This window comes from Psychroflexus salinarum (assembly GCF_042677225.1).
In the GTDB taxonomy this organism is placed as follows: domain Bacteria; phylum Bacteroidota; class Bacteroidia; order Flavobacteriales; family Flavobacteriaceae; genus Psychroflexus; species Psychroflexus salinarum.
Map to the genome: position 1 here is coordinate 607,199 of NZ_JBHTIV010000005.1, position 15,540 is coordinate 622,738.

The window sequence follows — 15,540 nt, forward strand, 5'->3', positions numbered from 1 at the left end:
ATGTTTAAAACATATTACATAAAACCGACGAGCATCTCAACTCAACTTATGTTGGTTGTAGTTTTGCTATGCTTTGGTTTTAATTTGAAAGCGCAGAGTCTTTCAGAATTAAAAACTATAGCAGCTGAAAATAATTTACAATTGAAAGCTCAATTTAAAGCTTTTGAAGCACAGCTTGAAGGCGTTACTCAAGCCAAATCCTGGCAAGATCCCAACTTGAGTTTTGGCTATTTCATCAGCCCAATCGAAACTCGTGTAGGTCCACAAATTGCAAAATTTTCACTGACGCAAATGCTGCCCTGGTTTGGAACTTTTAAAGCCAAAGGCGATATAGCAGCTTATAAAGCAGAAGCTGAATTTGAAAAATTTCAAGATCAAAAATTGAAGTTATATCTCAATGTGGCAGAAAAGTATTACGACTTATCTGCGTTGAGGTACATCGCTGAACTTGAAGCCAAACAACTTCAAATTCTTAAAGATTTGAAATCCATCGTCAAATCGAATTATGAAAACAATAAGGCAAATCTGGTTGATATTTTACGAGTTGAACTTCAGATTGATAAACAGTTGAGTGTGATTCAGGTGTTGAAAGACCAGGACCAGGCTTTGGCCACTCAACTCAATCAATTGATGAATCGGCAGTTGAAAACACCTGTCCTCATTTCAAATCCAAAACAGATTTTGGATCAAAAAGAAGTTATGCAAACGGATTCTGTTTCCAAAAATCACCCGCGATTGGAAGCGATTCGACATCTAAAGGAGTCCAACAAAGCGGAAAGTGTATTAGCCAAAAAGCAGGCCATGCCACAATTTGGTTTAGGCTTGGATTATGCAATCATTCAAGACAGAAATGTGATGAATGCAGGTGCAGGTCAGGATGCGATTATGCCTATGCTTTCGGTGAGCTTACCCATTTTCGGGAAGAAAAATAAATCCAGAAAAAGGGAGGCTTCCCTTCAGGGGGAATCAATTCAATTTCAATTGGAGAATGAAAAAACTCGTTTGGAAACTGAAATTCAAGTCGCTCAATATAAACAAGATGAACTCTACAGCCTTTTAGATTTATATGAAAAGCAACTCTTGAATTTACAAGATATTTTACAACTTTCAGAAGTTGCTTTAGCCAACGCTTCCATGGAGATTGAAGAAGTTCTTCGCTTGGAAGAAGAGCGATTACTTTATGAAAAGCAACAAGCTAAAACGCTTGCGAACCTTCAAAAGCTAAACGAAACTTTAATTTACCTCACATCAAATTCAGAATTATGAACATCAATAACTTTTTAGAAAACTGGGGAAATGCTGCTAATACTGCACTGGGATTTTTTTGGATGGCATTATGGGCCTTTATCCTTGGATATGCATTAAGTAGTCTTATTCAAGTTTTTGTCACCAAGAAAAATATGCAAAAAACCATGGGAGAATCTGATGCGAAATCTGTGCTTTTTGGAACTTTCTTTGGTTTCATAAGCAGTTCGTGTAGTTTTTCTGCTTTGGCAACGACCAAGTCGTTATTTCAAAAAGGCGCAAGTTTTGTGTCTTCTATGGCGTTTTTGTTGGCTTCAACCAACTTGGTGATTGAACTCGGAATCGTGATTTCCATCTTTTTGGGTTGGCAATTTGTGGTTGGCGAATATGTGGGTGGCGTTTTACTCATACTTATCAGTTGGCTATTGGTTGGATTAATCAATCCCAAATCTATCATCTCAAAAGCTAGAAAGAAACTGGGAGAAGCTAAGAAAGAAAAGGTTGATTCGAAACCCATTTCAGAAAAAATAAAAAACAAAACAAACTGGATAAAAGTAGGGAAGCAATATGGTATGGAATGGAAGATGGTCTGGAAAGATGTGACTATCGGTTTTACCATTGCTGGTGTCATTTCAGCTTTTGTACCAGACACCTTTTTCCAGACTTTATTTATCAATACTGGTGAAGGACAAACTTCCTTCGGCTTTTTCACACTTCTGGAGCATGTGATTGTTGGTCCTTTTGCTGCTTTTATGACATTCATTGGGTCAATGGGAAATATACCTCTGGCAGCTTTGCTTTTTGGTAAAGGAGTAAGTTTTGCTGGTGTTATGGCGTTTATTTTTAGCGATTTGGTAGTGTTTCCAGTCCTGAGAATCAATGCCAAATATTACGGCTGGAAGATGTCATTGTTTATTCTTTTCCTCTTGTTTACTGCACTAATCATCACATCGTTGTTTCTACATTACAGCTTTGATTTTTTTAATCTATTACCTGATTTTTCCTCAATCCAAATTTTAGAGCAAGAACATTTTCAGTTGGATTATACCTTCTTCATGAACATAGGGTTTTTGGTTATATCTGGGATTTTAGTTTATCTGGGATTTTTTTCAGAACAAAAAGACATTTCTTATATGAAAGAAATGGCCCCTAAAAGTCCACTTCTCGAGAAGGTTCTAAAATACTTGGCTTTCATAAGTTATATCTGGTTAGCTGGTGGAATTTTAGTGAAATATATATTCAATTTTTAAACAAAATAACATGAAAAATAATTTAAAAACATACATCATAGCAGGGCTGATTTTAGTCTTAGGTGTTTTTCTGGGTGCTACTTTGTTTTCTTCTGAAATACAAAAAGAAACAGAACATGATCATTCACAGGAGCAAGCAGAAGGAAAAGTGTGGACCTGCTCCATGCATCCTCAAATTCGTAAAGATGAACCTGGCGATTGTCCGATCTGTGGTATGGAGTTGATTCCAGCCAGTCAGATGCAAGATGATGTAGATCCAAATGCGATTAAAATGAGTAAAACGGCTAGAATGTTAGCTCAGGTGGAAACCATGACGGTTGGAGAAGAAGCTTCAAAATCGAGCATGAATTTCTCCGGTCGCTTAGAAGTAAATCAGGATAATACATCGTCTATTTCTGCCAATTTTAAGGCACGAATTGAACGTTTGTACATCAATGAAGAAGGCGAAGAAGTTCAAAAAGGGCAAGTCATTGCTGAATTGTACGCGCCTGAAATTCAGGTGTTGAAAGAAGAACTGGAGCTAGCCACTAGACAAGAAAACGAATTGCTTCTAAATAGCATCATTAGGAAAATTCAAAATTATGAGTTGTCCATTAATGACGTCAAATCTTTGGAAAATGGGAGATTGAAATTGAGGTCTCCTAAAACAGGTGTGATTTCAAGTTTATTTGTAACGCAAGGTGATAATTTGAAAGCTGATCAAAACTTGATGGATATTGCAGATCTGTCGACCCTCTGGGCAATTGTAGATGTGTACGAAAGCGATTTGAATCGACTTAAAAAAGGCGATGAGCTTAACATTACAATTCCCAATCAAGGAAATGTGACAGGCAAAGTGACTTTCATTTCACCAGTGTTGGATGCCAATTCAAGGTCGGCAAAAGCGCGAATTGTTATTCAGAATCCGAATCGAAACTTGAAGCCAGGGGTTTTTATAACGGCTGAGCTAGCTAATTCTGAATCTAAATCAACTTCTAATCAAGCCTTGATGGTTCCAAAGTCAGCAGTACTCTGGACTGGAAAACGCTCAGTAGTTTATCAACAATTAGAGAACGAAAACGGTGTCTATTTCAAGATGAAATTGGTGGAAACAGGATCTTCATCTTCAGATTTTGTTGAAATTCTTTCAGGTCTTAAGGCAGGAGATGAAATAGTAACTCAAGGCGCTTTTAGTGTGGATTCTGAAGCTCAATTATCGGATAAACCGAGTATGATGAATCCTGAAGGCGAAACTATGGCATCGTCTGGTCACAATCATGGTTCTATGGAAAAGAATAGCGAGTCGTCAGATTCTAAAATCAAAACTTCTTCTGAATCTATTTCAGAAAAAACTGAAGAAGTCAAGACACTCATCAATGATTATACTGAATTAAAAGATGCCTTGGTCGCAGATGATTTCAAAACGTCAAAATTAAAGTATAATAAGGTGAATATTTCTTTGTCAGAATTGAAAAGCCACACGTTTAAAGATTCAAAGAATGTAAAAGATATCGATGAACTTAGAGATATATTTATACGACTTTCAGAAGAAATGATCATGATTGTCAAAACGTCAAATCCAACGGATGACACGGTTTATATTCAGAAATGCCCAATGGCAAATCAGAGCGAAGGAGCGACTTGGTTGAGCTTTTCTAAAGAAATTAAAAACCCGTATTATGGGGCATCAATGCTGAAATGCGGAAGTGTGATTGATTCCATTCAAGAATAAGTCTAACAGTTAAATTATAAATTCATTTTAAAAAATATAGAACAATGAAAACAATTTCGAGAACAGTAATGATAATTGGAATGATAGGTGCGTTTGTAAGCTGTAAATCGAGCTTTGATGCCGCTGAAACAATGGAAGCTCAAAACAATAGACAAGCAGTTTACCAGGAAATTATTTCAGATCCTGCGCAAATGAAAGAATTTACTCAGATGGCACAGCAGGATGATGAGGCTAGAAAAGTTATGATGCAGAGCCATATGGAAATGATGGAATCTGGAAAACTAATGAAGATGATGAAAAATAATCCGGAGATGAAAGAGAAGATGAAAGAAAACATGCAGAGTATGATGCAGAACAATCCAGAGATGATGGAGAAAATGCAGTCGAAGATGATTGAAAAAATATTGAAAAGCGCTGAAGGCAGAAAAAAACTGATGAAGGCGATGAAAGAAAATCCAGAAATGAAAAAAGCAATGATGAAGGAAATGATGAAAAACATGCATCATGAAGGCATGATGGATCAAAAAGAAAATGACAAACAGTAAAACTTAAGATTTTCAATAACAATAAATTCAAAAGTTATGATGTACGGATGGATTATAGGCTTACTACTTATCGTTATTTTATTTTTAGCAGTAAGAAGAAGTGGTGTTTTTAAAAGAAACCCTAACTCAACTATAGATAATAATAAGACTGCAGCACCATTAGAAACTCTTAAAAACCGATATGCTAAAGGGGAAATTGATAAAGAGGAGTTCGAAAAACGAAAAGCTGAACTTGAGAAAACAAAATGATAGAAAAATAGAGCTGTAATTTTTCGACCTTATCTTTTACTTAGTTAACCTAATATTTAATCAATCTTTTGAAAATCAAAAGATGATGAATAATCAGAAGTCCACATCCTTATAAACAGCTTTTAAATCTTTAATTTAAAATTCAATACAAATGAAAAATCTAAATATGATCTTATCGAGAACAGTCTTAATTGGACTAATGACTTTAATAATTGCTTGTGTCGACAAGAAAAAAGAAAATAACACCGATGCTGAGCACCTGCATGACCAGGAAATGCATGATGAACAAATGGATCATGATCATGATGCTGGAATGAACCACGATGGAGAAATGCAAGGTGACGTGGAGCATGAATATGAAAACCACAACATGGCTGAAATGTCAGATATGACAGTAACTAAAAGCAAGACTGCTTCATCTTTAATCGATAACTATTTAGCCATTAAAAATGCGCTGGCAGATGATGATAAAGATGCCGCTGCCAAAGCAGGTGAGAGTTTAGTACAATCTGCTAATGCATTTGATATGAGTCGAGTTGAGACTTCTCAGCAACAGGAAATGAAAGAAATCTTGGAAGTGATGAAAGAACATGGAGAGCATATCTCTAAAAATGATATGGCACATCAAAGAGAGCATTTTGCCCAAATTAATCGTGATATGAAAGCTATGTTAGCTATCACTGGTTCAGATAGAATGCTTTATGAGCAATATTGTCCGATGTACGCCGACAATAAAGGAGGTGCCTGGTTAAGTGCGTCTAAAGACATCAAAAACCCGCTTTTCGGAAGCCAAATGCTAAACTGTGGCGCTGTGAAACAGACGATTTCTCTGAATTAAGAAGTTACCTTAGAATAGTATTTTAAGGAATTTAACTAACGGGCTTCAGTTTGAGAATTTTCTTAGAAAGCATTAATATTTACTGTTATGTTGATGATAATAATGAATTCAGTTATTGAAAAAATAGTATCTTAAAATAAAAAAATGACACATACCTATAAAGTTTCAGGCATGACCTGCCAGCACTGCAAAGCCAGTGTGGAAGAGAGTATTAATGAACTGGATAATGTAAAATCTGTAAGTGTTGATTTAGAGGCTGAAGAAGCCAAAGTTGACATGGAAAAGCATATTGACATTGAAACACTGCAGAATGCTCTATCCGATAAATATAAGATATCCAAACAGTCAGATTTTGTAGATAAATCTGGTGAAAATATTCAAGACCAATCTAAAGCTCAGCAGCTGTTTCCCTTGTTTTTGATCTTTGGTTACATCACTGCAGCTTCCATTTTGCTGAATTTCAGCGACTGGGAACTCAGCAGTTTTATGTTTGACTTTATGGGCTTGTTTTACATTGTCTTTAGTTTTTTTAAATTTCTGGATTATACCGGATTTCCAGAATCCTTTAGGATGTACGACCCTCTAGCCAAAGTCCTGCCGGCTTATGGTTGGGTGTATCCGTTTATAGAAACCGCTCTCGGACTCATGTTCTTAATGCGATTTGAAATTGATATTGCTTTGGTTGCCACGATTATTGTTTTAGGAATTACAACAATTGGTGTCACGCGCTCCTTATTTTCTAAAAAAACAATCAAATGTGCCTGTCTGGGAACGGCTTTGAACCTTCCTATGACCGAAGCGACCTTTATAGAAAATACGATCATGCTGGTCATGGCATTCTGGATGTTGTTGTTCTAAAACGGCAACTTCAACTGTTCTTCTTTTGGAATTGGCGAAGTTTTAATTGATTTTGATTGATCTGTGTTGAGGTTGGATAAGGAAATCCCCAACAACCGAATAGAATCTTTGATGGGTTCTTGGTACAGTAAGGCTTTGGTTTCTTCCATGATTAAGGCTTTGGATGCGATAAAAAACTTCAAAGTCTTACTTCGGGTTTGTACGCTGAAATCGCTGTACTTTAGCTTTAGTGTAATGGTTTTGCCAGCCACTTGGCTGTTTTTGAGTCGGCGCTCTACCTCTTCGGCGATGTCTTCCAGTTTTTCGAGCATATAAATTTCTGAAGAAATATTTTCAGAAAAGGTACGTTCGGCGCCGAGTGATTTCCGAATTCGGCTTGTTTTAACCTCACTCAAATGAATGCCACGCACGACATTGTAGTAATGCAATCCGCTTTTTCCAAAATGTTCCTGAAGATAATCGAGGGATTTTAACTTAAGATCTGCACCTGTAAAAATCCCAAGACGGTACATTTTATCCTGAGTCACTTTACCCACGCCATAAAACTTTCTGATGTCGAGCTTTTCTAAAAACTCAATAACGTCTTCTGGCGGAATGGTCTTTTGTCCGTTAGGTTTGTTGATGTCGCTGGCGACTTTCGCAATAAATTTATTGATGGAAATCCCGGCCGAAGCATTCAGTTCGGTTTTGGCTTTAATTTTTTCTCTGATTTCTCTGGCCAAAACTGTAGCGCTGGGAAAATTGAATTTGTTTACCGTAACATCCAGATAAGCCTCATCCAGAGAAAGTGGTTCGACCAAATCGGTGTATTCAAAAAAGATTTTACGAATTTGTTGAGAGATGTCTTTATAACGTTCAAATCTTGGTCTTACGAAGATCAAATGCGGACAAAGTCGGGCGGCCTGTCGGCCACTCATTGCACTTTTTACACCGTATTTTCGGGCTTCATAACTCGCTGCCGCTACGACTCCGCGTTTGGAACTTCCACCAACGGCTAGGGCTTTGCCTTCCAGACTGGGGTCATCCAACTGCTCTACAGAGGCGTAAAACGCATCCATATCCACGTGAATAATTTTGCGGAGAGGGTCTCGAAAATCCATAAGCAAAAATAGGGAAAAGTAAGTGTGAAAATAGGCCTCTGTGCTCTCTGTGACTTTGTGGTTTTAATTTACCTCTGAGGCGTTGAGTTCGCGATGGTTTTTAAGTACTATGAGATAAGAGTTTTTAGTCCAAACATTAAAGAGGTTCTTAATCTTTTAGCTAGCTTAACTAAAATGTCTTAAATGCTCTTTCATCTCCAAGCGTTCCATCGAAAAGGTTTTTGACTTTTCTTCTAGAACATTGATTAAGAGAATAGCTTTTTTAGCTATTTTGGAATTGTCATAGCTTTGATTTAGGTTAGATGATTTCGTTTTTAGAACTAATCTATAAAGTAATTCAGATAATTGCTCAACGTGGGTCAGGTGCAAGCTTGAAATGTGATCTAGAAATTCTTCAGATCCCATTTCACTTATCTTACTTAGATTTAGATCAAGCTCGCCTTGCATAGTGGCATCGATTTCATCTAGTTCATCTGAAGCTGTATTAGCATTAAGACCTGTTACTTTTTCAATTAAACTGATGAGCATCAAGCTTAATTTTTCGATTTCACGTTCCAGGTAATCTTTAGTGTGTTGCATTGACATTTTTTCTTTATACTCTCTGTGACCTTCTGGTCTTATTTCGCCACAGCTATACTAAATTATATCCCTTTGGGAATCGCTTCAATAAGCTCTTTTGTATAGGCTTTTTCAGGATTGGCATACACCGCATCCGCTTCGCCGTGTTCTACAATTTTGCCCTGATGCATGACTAAAAGCTGATCGGCCATGTACTTGACCACTGCCAAATCGTGAGAAATAAAAATATAGGTAAATCCAAAATCAGTTTTGAGTTCATTGAGTAAGTTCAACACTTGCGCCTGTACCGAAATATCCAAAGCCGACACCGACTCATCGCAAATAATCAATTTGGGTTCGACCGCAATGGTTCGGGCAATGCCGATACGCTGGCGCTGGCCACCACTGAATTCATGCGGATATCGGTCAAAATGGGCGCTAGACAAACCCACACGTTCCAGAAGTTCGATAGTTTTTTGTCTTCTTGAGTCAGAATTTCCATATAACCCATGAACTTTCATGGGTTCCATGATGGCTTTCCCCACTGAAAGTCGCGGGTTTAAACTTGAAAACGGATCCTGAAAGATCAACTGTATATCTTTCCGTAGTCGTCTTAAGGCTTCACCTTTCAATTTGGTAATCGATTTACCCTGGTACAAAATATCGCCTTCAGTGGGGTCATCCAGCCTAAGAATAGCATTGCCTAAAGTCGATTTTCCACAACCCGATTCGCCTACAAGCCCAAGGGTTTCACCTTCATAGAGTTTAAAGCTTACATCATCTACAGCATTTACCTTATCAGACTTTACAAACCAACCTGCATTGGAAATAAAAGTTTTTTTTACATTTTTCACTTCAAGCAAAGGTGGTTTAGAGTAAATGAGCTTATGTCTTTTTTTCCTTTCTTCTGAAGTTTCTACTTCTGCATTTGGAACTTCCTGCATATAATCTTTAACCGTTGGCAGGGCTTTAAGACGGTGTTTGGTAGAAGGTTTGGAGGCTAAAAGTGCTTTGGTATATTGGTGTTTAGCGTTTTTAAAAATACTCTTAACATCGTCCTGTTCTACAATTTCACCTTTGTACATCACCGCTACTCGATCAGCTAACTCCGACACTAAAGCCAAATCATGAGAAATAAAGATGATGCTCATTTCGGTTTCCTGCTGAAGTGACTTGAGCAGTTTCAAAATCTCCTTTTGAACGGTAACGTCTAGCGCTGTAGTGGGTTCATCGGCGATGAGGATTTTAGGTTTACAGGCAATGGCCATGGCAATCATCACGCGTTGCTTTTGCCCGCCACTGATCTGGTGGGGATAACTTTTAAAAATAGCTTCAGGTCTGGGTAATTTCACCTTTTCAAAAAGGCTTAAGACTTCCTGTTTCACTTCTTTTTTGGAAAGCTTCTTATGCCGAATTAAAACTTCTTCCACTTGTTTTCCACAGCGCATCGACGGATTCAGCGAACTCATGGGTTCCTGAAAAATCATTGAAATATCGTTGCCACGAATCTGCTGAAATTGTTGCTCACTATAACTTGTAAGCTCATGGTCTTTAAATAAAATTGACCCTTCAACTTCAGCTTTTGGTCCGAGCAATCCTAAAATAGACAAAGTCGACACGGACTTCCCGGAACCAGATTCACCAACAATGCCAAGGATCTGATTGGGTTGCAAATCAAAACTAATGTTTTTAATGACGTGTTCATCACCAAAGTTTATGTTGAGGTTATTGACCTTAAGCATTATACAGAGATAAGTTCGTGATCTTCCAAAAGGTCTTCCTGACGAAGTTTTAAAATCACTTGTGCCACTGCAATAACGTCTTTTTCGCAGTAGGTCACAATCCTGTCAATGTCTTTTTCTTTATAATACACATCCCGGACCTGGCTGCCGTCGATGTCGTCTTTTGGTGAAGGAATGTTGAACAATTCGGTAAGCAACTTCAAAGAGGTGTAGTGTTTATAGTCCCCAAACTTCCATAATTCCAAGGTGTCCAGATGAGGGATTTCCCAGGGCTTTTTTCCAAACAATTGCAGTTTTTCTGGAAGAGAAATCCCATGAATCAGCATGCGTCTGGCGATGTAGGGAAAGTCAAATTCCTTAGCATTATGACCACACATGAGGTGATGCGGCAAGCCGAAATAATCTTCAATTAAAATTTTGAAACGCTTCAATAAATCGGCTTCTTCACCAAAAAAACTGGTGGTTCTAAATTTTCTTTCGTCCCCTTTAAAATTAAAGTAGCCAACTGAAATGCACACAATTTTTCCAAACTCCGCCCAAATCCCGGCACGGTCATAAAATTCTTTAGCCGTAAACTCCTCTTTGCGCTGATACTGTGTTTTATCAGCATAAAGCTTTTGTTTTACTGGAGACAAGTCTTCAAATACCTCCTGTTCTGGAACGGTTTCAATATCCAGAAAGAGGATATGCTCTAGGTTGAGTTTGTGTAGCATGCTTAGGATGTGTTTCAGGATAACTAAAATAAGTAATTTTTGAAGATTTATTAGAATAGAGATAGTTGAACTCAAAATTTACGGTTTTCCCGCAACAGAAGTAAGGTTGAACCGTAATCTCTTTAAGTCATAAAGGTTTAGTATTGCTTTGTTATTAAGTTACAAAGTGATCTCACACACACACACACACAGCCGAACACTAGATTATACAGCCAAATAAGGATTATATATGGTTTTCCTTAGTTATTGTTTTAAAAGTCGATTAAAACAAACACTAACTAAATTATATACGAATGAAAACACTACCGATTAAACTACTGATGCTATTTTCACTTTTTGTTGTGATTTATAGTTGCGAAAAAGATTATTATACCAAAAGTGAACAGTACAAGGCTTAAAATTTAAAAGAAGAATTTACATTAGAAAATTTTGACGATGTCTTCGTTAAAAATAATCTACTGATAAAATGGAATGATTACAAAGTGGATTTTGACATTTTAAATGGAGCAGAAATTTTTGAATTCAATACGGTAATTAATGTAGAAAGTACCAATAAAGATTATGTAAGCTATAAATTACTTGCAGCAAGAAATGATCTCAATATCTGGGAATTTGAGCTTATAAAATTTTCAAGCCATAAAAAAACTATCCACGATGCTTTGAGTATCTTTAATTTAAGAAATTACTCAGGTAGCATTCACTATTTTGACTTAAATGGCAAAAACACGTCTTTAAAAGTTTTTAAAGCGGGTAAACTAAGAAGCGAGTTGGTCATTGATGATAAATTTAAATATGTAGCGCCTATTAGTGGAGGTCATTGTTCGGGATGCCATTTATTAGTTAAAACAGATCACTATAAAGATTGGTTCAAGGTAGGGAGTGGTAATATGGGAATTAGTTATACTCATTCTACTTATGTTGGCTCCACTTATGAATGGGTTTGGATTGATGGAGGAATAGGAGGAGATTACAATGGTATGCCGTATGATGATGATACAGATTCCTATCATAATCATTATCCTCATGGACCAAGCCCTACTAATCCAAATAGTCACGATGAGGAAATCATAAATAAACTGAGTAACCCTTGTGCTAATGCTATTTTTACTGAATTAGAAATAGGAAGTCTAGAACAATCATTAACACAAATAATGAATCCAGATACAAATACGTTTTTTACTTTTTCCGAAACAATTTTAGAAATGTTTAGAGGTAGTGATGTAACACACCTTACTATTGAAAACGGCAATACTGGAAATTCTAATGCTTATGCTAATGGAGCAGATATAACTATTGGGAATAATTATTTAGATGATGCAACTCAGTTATCTATTGCAAGAACAATGATTCATGAAACCGTTCATGCATATATAAATGCAATGTATTCACAAACAATTGAATTTAATAGTTTTTCTTTTCAAGAGAAATTGAATAAGTATGCAGAAGACAATGGTTATACTATAGGTACAAATGAATTTCATCATGAGTTTATGTCTCAATATGAAGACGCAATGGCAATTTCACTATTACAATGGGATACAGACTATGGCACTGGTGGTAATTTAGGTTGGGACTATTATCAATCTATGGCTTATGCCGGTCTCTCTAAAATCAAAAGAGATTCAAATGGAAATCCAATTTTAGATAGCAATAACAATCCCATACGTATAGATACAGATTCTTTTAAGGAACTAGTCCCAAATGAAAATGATATAAATAATATTAAAAAAATAATTGAGAATGAAGCAGAAAGTAATAGAAATTCTAAAGGAACGGAGTGTAATTAAAAAAGTTATACTACTTGCGTTTTTATTTATTTATACAACTATAAATTCCCAATCTTTGTTAAGTGGTAATTATAGTTACTGTTATGGTGTCACAGATAATGGAGAATGTAAAATATTTTCTTTTAAAAACAACGGGGTCTTTCAAAGAGAAATACAAGGAGAATTAGGGAAAATAAATTATGGTAAAGGTCATTATCAGATAAAAAATGATTCTTTGATTTTAAATTATGACTTGACCGAGTTGAAAATCAATAGTTTTCGTAAGTATAAAACGTATTTTAATGATTCTGATTCCATAAAACTTTATGTTAGAGTTTTTAGCCATAGTGAGAAAGTTCGTCCCAATGTTTCAGTATTAAATCTTAAAGATAGATATGGTGAAGTAACAGATAAGGATGGACTGGCTGTTTTAAGTTTTAAAAAACAAGCAGGAAGCAAAAAAATTCAAGTTTCAGATTTGTGTTGTGGTAATTACTCTTTTGAAATCGATACCAAACTGAACTATGAAATTGAAGTTTATTTATCTGAAGGATACAATAAACCAAAGGCTATAAAAAATCAAATTGAAAAGTATAAGATTATGAAATTAAATAAAAATCAGTTGAAACTAAAAGAAGGTGAACAAATTATCACTTTGAAAAAGAAATCTTAGAATTTATCAAGCAATCAAAATAATACAAACCACAACCATTCATATGTTCAATAGCGGCTTTTGGATTATTCCAAAGGTCTCTTTTAATTTGCTTAAATAATTATAAATCATAAAAACAATTATATTTTTCCGCTATTGAAACATATGCTTCCCGATATGTTGATGCTATAGCAGTTTCACTATTACAGTGGGATACAAACTACGGTACTGGAGGAAATCTTGGCTGGGACTATTATCAAGCAATGGCTTTTGGCGGTTTGTATTATAAAGATTCAAACGGTAATATAGTTGAAACTGATTCATTTATAGAATCAGTCCCTAGCCAACAAGACAGACTAAATATTAGAAATATCTTAATAGCAGAACAAGATGGAGAAAACAGTGCGCCTGGAACAGGTTGTGAATAGCAGAATACTAACAATGATTAGTATTTTAGTTACTCTTAATTTATTAGGACAAGATAAAATCGAAGGAAAATACTGCTTAGATTATGATCTAAAAATCTATTCAGAATGTATAATCTTATATGAAGATTATACGTTTGATATGACATTTGGTGAACATATAAATAAAAAATCTAAGCTCCAGGGAATGTGGACTTATACAAATACTATTCTAAAATTGAATTTCAAAGAACCTCATTATAATGACTCATATAAAATATTGGTATCTGAGTCAAATAACGAAAGTGATTCTGTTCGAGTAAATTTTCAAATTAAAGATTTTAAATCAGGTCCAATGTTAGGGGTGAATCTAATAATCAAACAAAAGGGTGTAACTTTAGAAACCGATGCAAATGGAAGTTTAGAATTGTTTTTCAAAAAAAACGATAGTATTTTATATGGTTATACAGAATATCTAGGATATCATAATTCCTATTTCTCTTTTGATTTAAAAAGCAATAAAATGATCGAAATTTATATCGATGAATTTGATATAAATGAATTAAAGTATGGTGATAACTTGAAACTCGAATATGGTCAAAATTCATTATATATGATAAATGAAAATGGGAAAAAGATCAAATGGGTCAAGAATAAATAATATGAATTATATTCCTTTAAAAAAACAATTCCAATTATCTTAAACCCAAACATCTGTATTTCAAAAAATAAACTTACTTTTGCACCTCATTATTAATAACGGGAGTCGGGAACTCCAAAATTTAATTTTTTATGCCAGTTAAAATAAGATTACAAAGACACGGAAAGAAAGGAAAACCTTTTTTCTGGATTGTCGCTGCAGATGTTCGTTCAAAAAGAGATGGTAAATACCTTGAGAAATTAGGCATTTACAATCCTGTAACCCAGCCTGCTACTATTGAACTAGATGTTGATTCATCTGTGAAATGGTTAAGAAATGGTGCGCAGCCAACTGATACGGCAAGACGTATTTTATCTTACAAAGGCGCAATGATGAAAAAACACCTTTTAGCAGGTGTTGACAAAGGAGCGTTAACAGAAGAAGAAGCAGAGAAGAAATTTGAAGCTTGGATGTCTGAAAAAGAAGATAAAATATCTACTTCTGCAGAAAAAACAGCGAAAGCTAAAGAAGCAGAAAGAGAAAAAGCATTGGAAGCAGAAAGAGAAGTAAGTGCTAAGCGTGAAGCTGAAGCAAAAGCTGCTCAAGCAGAGGAAGAGGCAAAAGCTAAAGAAGAAGCAGATGCTAAGGCAGCTGCACAAGCTGAAGCGGAAACTCCTGCTGATGAGGACTCTTCTGAAGAAGAAACTAAAAAAGAGGACTAAAAAATTTATTGCGATGACAAAAGACCAGTGTTTTTATTTAGGTCACATCGTGAGTAAGTTTAGTTTTAAGGGTGAGTTGCAAATCAAATTGGATACCGACGAGCCTGAACTCTATGAACACCTGGAATCAATTTTTGTGGATTACCGCAATAAATTGATTCCTTTTTTTATTGAAAAATCTAACCTACAGAAAAGCAATTTACTGCGCGTAAAGCTTGAAGAAGTTGATGAAGAAGCAGATGCAGACGACTTATTAAAAAGAGATGTCTACCTGCCATTATCTCAATTGCCAAAACTTGGCGAAAATCAATTTTACTACCACGAAATTATAGATTATAAAGCCATTGATGAAACTCATGGAGAAATCGGCACCATTAAGTTTGTGAATGATCAAACCATGCAGGCACTTTTCTTTATTGATTTCAACGGGAAAGAAATTATTATTCCTGTGAACGATAGGTTTATTGTGAAAGTAGATAAGGAGGAAAAAACGATTTACTTCAAAACTCCTGAAGGCCTAATCGACATGTATCTTGAAGACTAGATA

The 15,540-nt window shown here is 35.7% G+C and carries 16 protein-coding genes; 12 read left to right on the forward strand and 4 right to left on the reverse strand.

All coding sequences use genetic code 11. The annotated features are described in order from the left end of the window. The 7 genes from ACFQ0R_RS04920 (at position 1) to ACFQ0R_RS04950 (ending at position 6,696) form a co-directional block, all read left to right on the forward strand. Positions 1-1,266, forward strand: a complete 1,266-nt coding sequence (locus tag ACFQ0R_RS04920; protein WP_379657264.1) for a TolC family protein — start codon at positions 1-3, stop codon at positions 1,264-1,266. 2 nt (positions 1,267-1,268) lie between these two features. Then, on the forward strand, positions 1,269-2,495 hold the full coding sequence (locus tag ACFQ0R_RS04925) for a permease (protein ID WP_379657445.1): 1,227 nt from the start codon (positions 1,269-1,271) through the stop codon (positions 2,493-2,495). Between the two features lie 10 nt (positions 2,496-2,505). Further along, positions 2,506-4,206: an efflux RND transporter periplasmic adaptor subunit gene (locus ACFQ0R_RS04930; RefSeq protein ID WP_379657265.1), complete on the forward strand. Its 1,701-nt coding sequence runs from the start codon at positions 2,506-2,508 to the stop codon at positions 4,204-4,206. A 44-nt stretch (positions 4,207-4,250) separates the two neighbouring features. Continuing rightward, positions 4,251-4,751 (forward strand): hypothetical protein, encoded by a 501-nt coding sequence (locus ACFQ0R_RS04935; RefSeq protein WP_379657266.1) that lies wholly within the window; start codon positions 4,251-4,253, stop codon positions 4,749-4,751. A gap of 36 nt (positions 4,752-4,787) precedes the next feature. Then, positions 4,788-5,000: an SHOCT domain-containing protein gene (locus ACFQ0R_RS04940; protein WP_379657267.1), complete on the forward strand. Its 213-nt coding sequence runs from the start codon at positions 4,788-4,790 to the stop codon at positions 4,998-5,000. Between the two features lie 151 nt (positions 5,001-5,151). Next, positions 5,152-5,838 (forward strand): DUF3347 domain-containing protein, encoded by a 687-nt coding sequence (locus tag ACFQ0R_RS04945; protein ID WP_379657268.1) that lies wholly within the window; start codon positions 5,152-5,154, stop codon positions 5,836-5,838. A 144-nt stretch (positions 5,839-5,982) separates the two neighbouring features. Next, the gene (locus ACFQ0R_RS04950) at positions 5,983-6,696 is read left to right on the forward strand and encodes a heavy-metal-associated domain-containing protein (protein ID WP_379657269.1); all 714 of its coding nucleotides are present in this window, start codon (positions 5,983-5,985) and stop codon (positions 6,694-6,696) included. Here the strand turns inward: ACFQ0R_RS04950 and dinB are convergent. The 4 genes from dinB to ACFQ0R_RS04970 all read right to left on the reverse strand — a co-directional run bounded on the left by dinB (position 6,693) and on the right by ACFQ0R_RS04970 (position 10,809). Then, positions 6,693-7,796, reverse strand: coding sequence for a DNA polymerase IV (gene dinB, locus ACFQ0R_RS04955; protein WP_379657270.1), 1,104 nt, complete (start codon positions 7,794-7,796; stop codon positions 6,693-6,695). The two genes, ACFQ0R_RS04950 and dinB, sit on opposite strands and share 4 nt — an antisense overlap. 165 nt (positions 7,797-7,961) lie before the next feature. Further along, positions 7,962-8,375, reverse strand: a complete 414-nt coding sequence (locus tag ACFQ0R_RS04960) for a hypothetical protein (protein WP_379657271.1) — start codon at positions 8,373-8,375, stop codon at positions 7,962-7,964. Between the two features lie 62 nt (positions 8,376-8,437). Then, entirely contained in the window at positions 8,438-10,096 is a 1,659-nt protein-coding gene (locus ACFQ0R_RS04965; protein WP_379657272.1) for an ABC transporter ATP-binding protein, read from the reverse strand. Next, entirely contained in the window at positions 10,096-10,809 is a 714-nt protein-coding gene (locus ACFQ0R_RS04970) for a 3'-5' exonuclease (RefSeq protein WP_379657273.1), read from the reverse strand. Before ACFQ0R_RS04970 ends, ACFQ0R_RS04965 begins: the two co-directional genes overlap by 1 nt. Positions 10,810-11,291: 482 nt before the next feature. Here ACFQ0R_RS04970 and ACFQ0R_RS04975 point away from each other — a divergent pair, with 482 nt between their 5' ends. The 5 genes from ACFQ0R_RS04975 (at position 11,292) to rimM (ending at position 15,537) form a co-directional block, all read left to right on the forward strand. Next, entirely contained in the window at positions 11,292-12,596 is a 1,305-nt protein-coding gene (locus tag ACFQ0R_RS04975) for a hypothetical protein (RefSeq protein WP_379657274.1), read from the forward strand. Then, positions 12,550-13,248 (forward strand): hypothetical protein, encoded by a 699-nt coding sequence (locus ACFQ0R_RS04980; protein WP_379657275.1) that lies wholly within the window; start codon positions 12,550-12,552, stop codon positions 13,246-13,248. Before ACFQ0R_RS04975 ends, ACFQ0R_RS04980 begins: the two co-directional genes overlap by 47 nt. Positions 13,249-13,617: 369 nt before the next feature. After that, positions 13,618-14,292 (forward strand): hypothetical protein, encoded by a 675-nt coding sequence (locus ACFQ0R_RS04985; RefSeq protein ID WP_379657276.1) that lies wholly within the window; start codon positions 13,618-13,620, stop codon positions 14,290-14,292. Positions 14,293-14,423: 131 nt separating this feature from the next. Then, on the forward strand, positions 14,424-14,993 hold the full coding sequence (locus ACFQ0R_RS04990) for a 30S ribosomal protein S16 (protein WP_379657277.1): 570 nt from the start codon (positions 14,424-14,426) through the stop codon (positions 14,991-14,993). Positions 14,994-15,006: 13 nt separating this feature from the next. Beyond that, positions 15,007-15,537: a ribosome maturation factor RimM gene (gene rimM / locus ACFQ0R_RS04995; protein WP_379657278.1), complete on the forward strand. Its 531-nt coding sequence runs from the start codon at positions 15,007-15,009 to the stop codon at positions 15,535-15,537. The last annotated feature ends 3 nt before the right edge of the window (positions 15,538-15,540 follow it).

Bases quoted from the DNA above. Each gene is read 5' to 3' on its own strand.
- ACFQ0R_RS04985 (WP_379657276.1), top strand. From the start codon at position 13,618: ATGGAGAAAACAGTGCGCCTGGAACAGGTTGTGAATAGCAGAATACTA.
- ACFQ0R_RS04920 (WP_379657264.1), top strand. From the start codon at position 1: ATGTTTAAAACATATTACATAAAACCGACGAGCATCTCAACTCAACTT.
- ACFQ0R_RS04970 (WP_379657273.1), bottom strand. From the start codon at position 10,809: ATGCTACACAAACTCAACCTAGAGCATATCCTCTTTCTGGATATTGAA.
- ACFQ0R_RS04940 (WP_379657267.1), top strand. From the start codon at position 4,788: ATGATGTACGGATGGATTATAGGCTTACTACTTATCGTTATTTTATTT.
- ACFQ0R_RS04945 (WP_379657268.1), top strand. From the start codon at position 5,152: ATGAAAAATCTAAATATGATCTTATCGAGAACAGTCTTAATTGGACTA.
- ACFQ0R_RS04930 (WP_379657265.1), top strand. From the start codon at position 2,506: ATGAAAAATAATTTAAAAACATACATCATAGCAGGGCTGATTTTAGTC.
- dinB (WP_379657270.1), bottom strand. From the start codon at position 7,796: ATGGATTTTCGAGACCCTCTCCGCAAAATTATTCACGTGGATATGGAT.
- ACFQ0R_RS04980 (WP_379657275.1), top strand. From the start codon at position 12,550: ATGAAGCAGAAAGTAATAGAAATTCTAAAGGAACGGAGTGTAATTAAA.
- ACFQ0R_RS04935 (WP_379657266.1), top strand. From the start codon at position 4,251: ATGAAAACAATTTCGAGAACAGTAATGATAATTGGAATGATAGGTGCG.
- ACFQ0R_RS04960 (WP_379657271.1), bottom strand. From the start codon at position 8,375: ATGCAACACACTAAAGATTACCTGGAACGTGAAATCGAAAAATTAAGC.
- ACFQ0R_RS04965 (WP_379657272.1), bottom strand. From the start codon at position 10,096: ATGCTTAAGGTCAATAACCTCAACATAAACTTTGGTGATGAACACGTC.
- ACFQ0R_RS04990 (WP_379657277.1), top strand. From the start codon at position 14,424: ATGCCAGTTAAAATAAGATTACAAAGACACGGAAAGAAAGGAAAACCT.
- ACFQ0R_RS04950 (WP_379657269.1), top strand. From the start codon at position 5,983: ATGACACATACCTATAAAGTTTCAGGCATGACCTGCCAGCACTGCAAA.
- rimM (WP_379657278.1), top strand. From the start codon at position 15,007: ATGACAAAAGACCAGTGTTTTTATTTAGGTCACATCGTGAGTAAGTTT.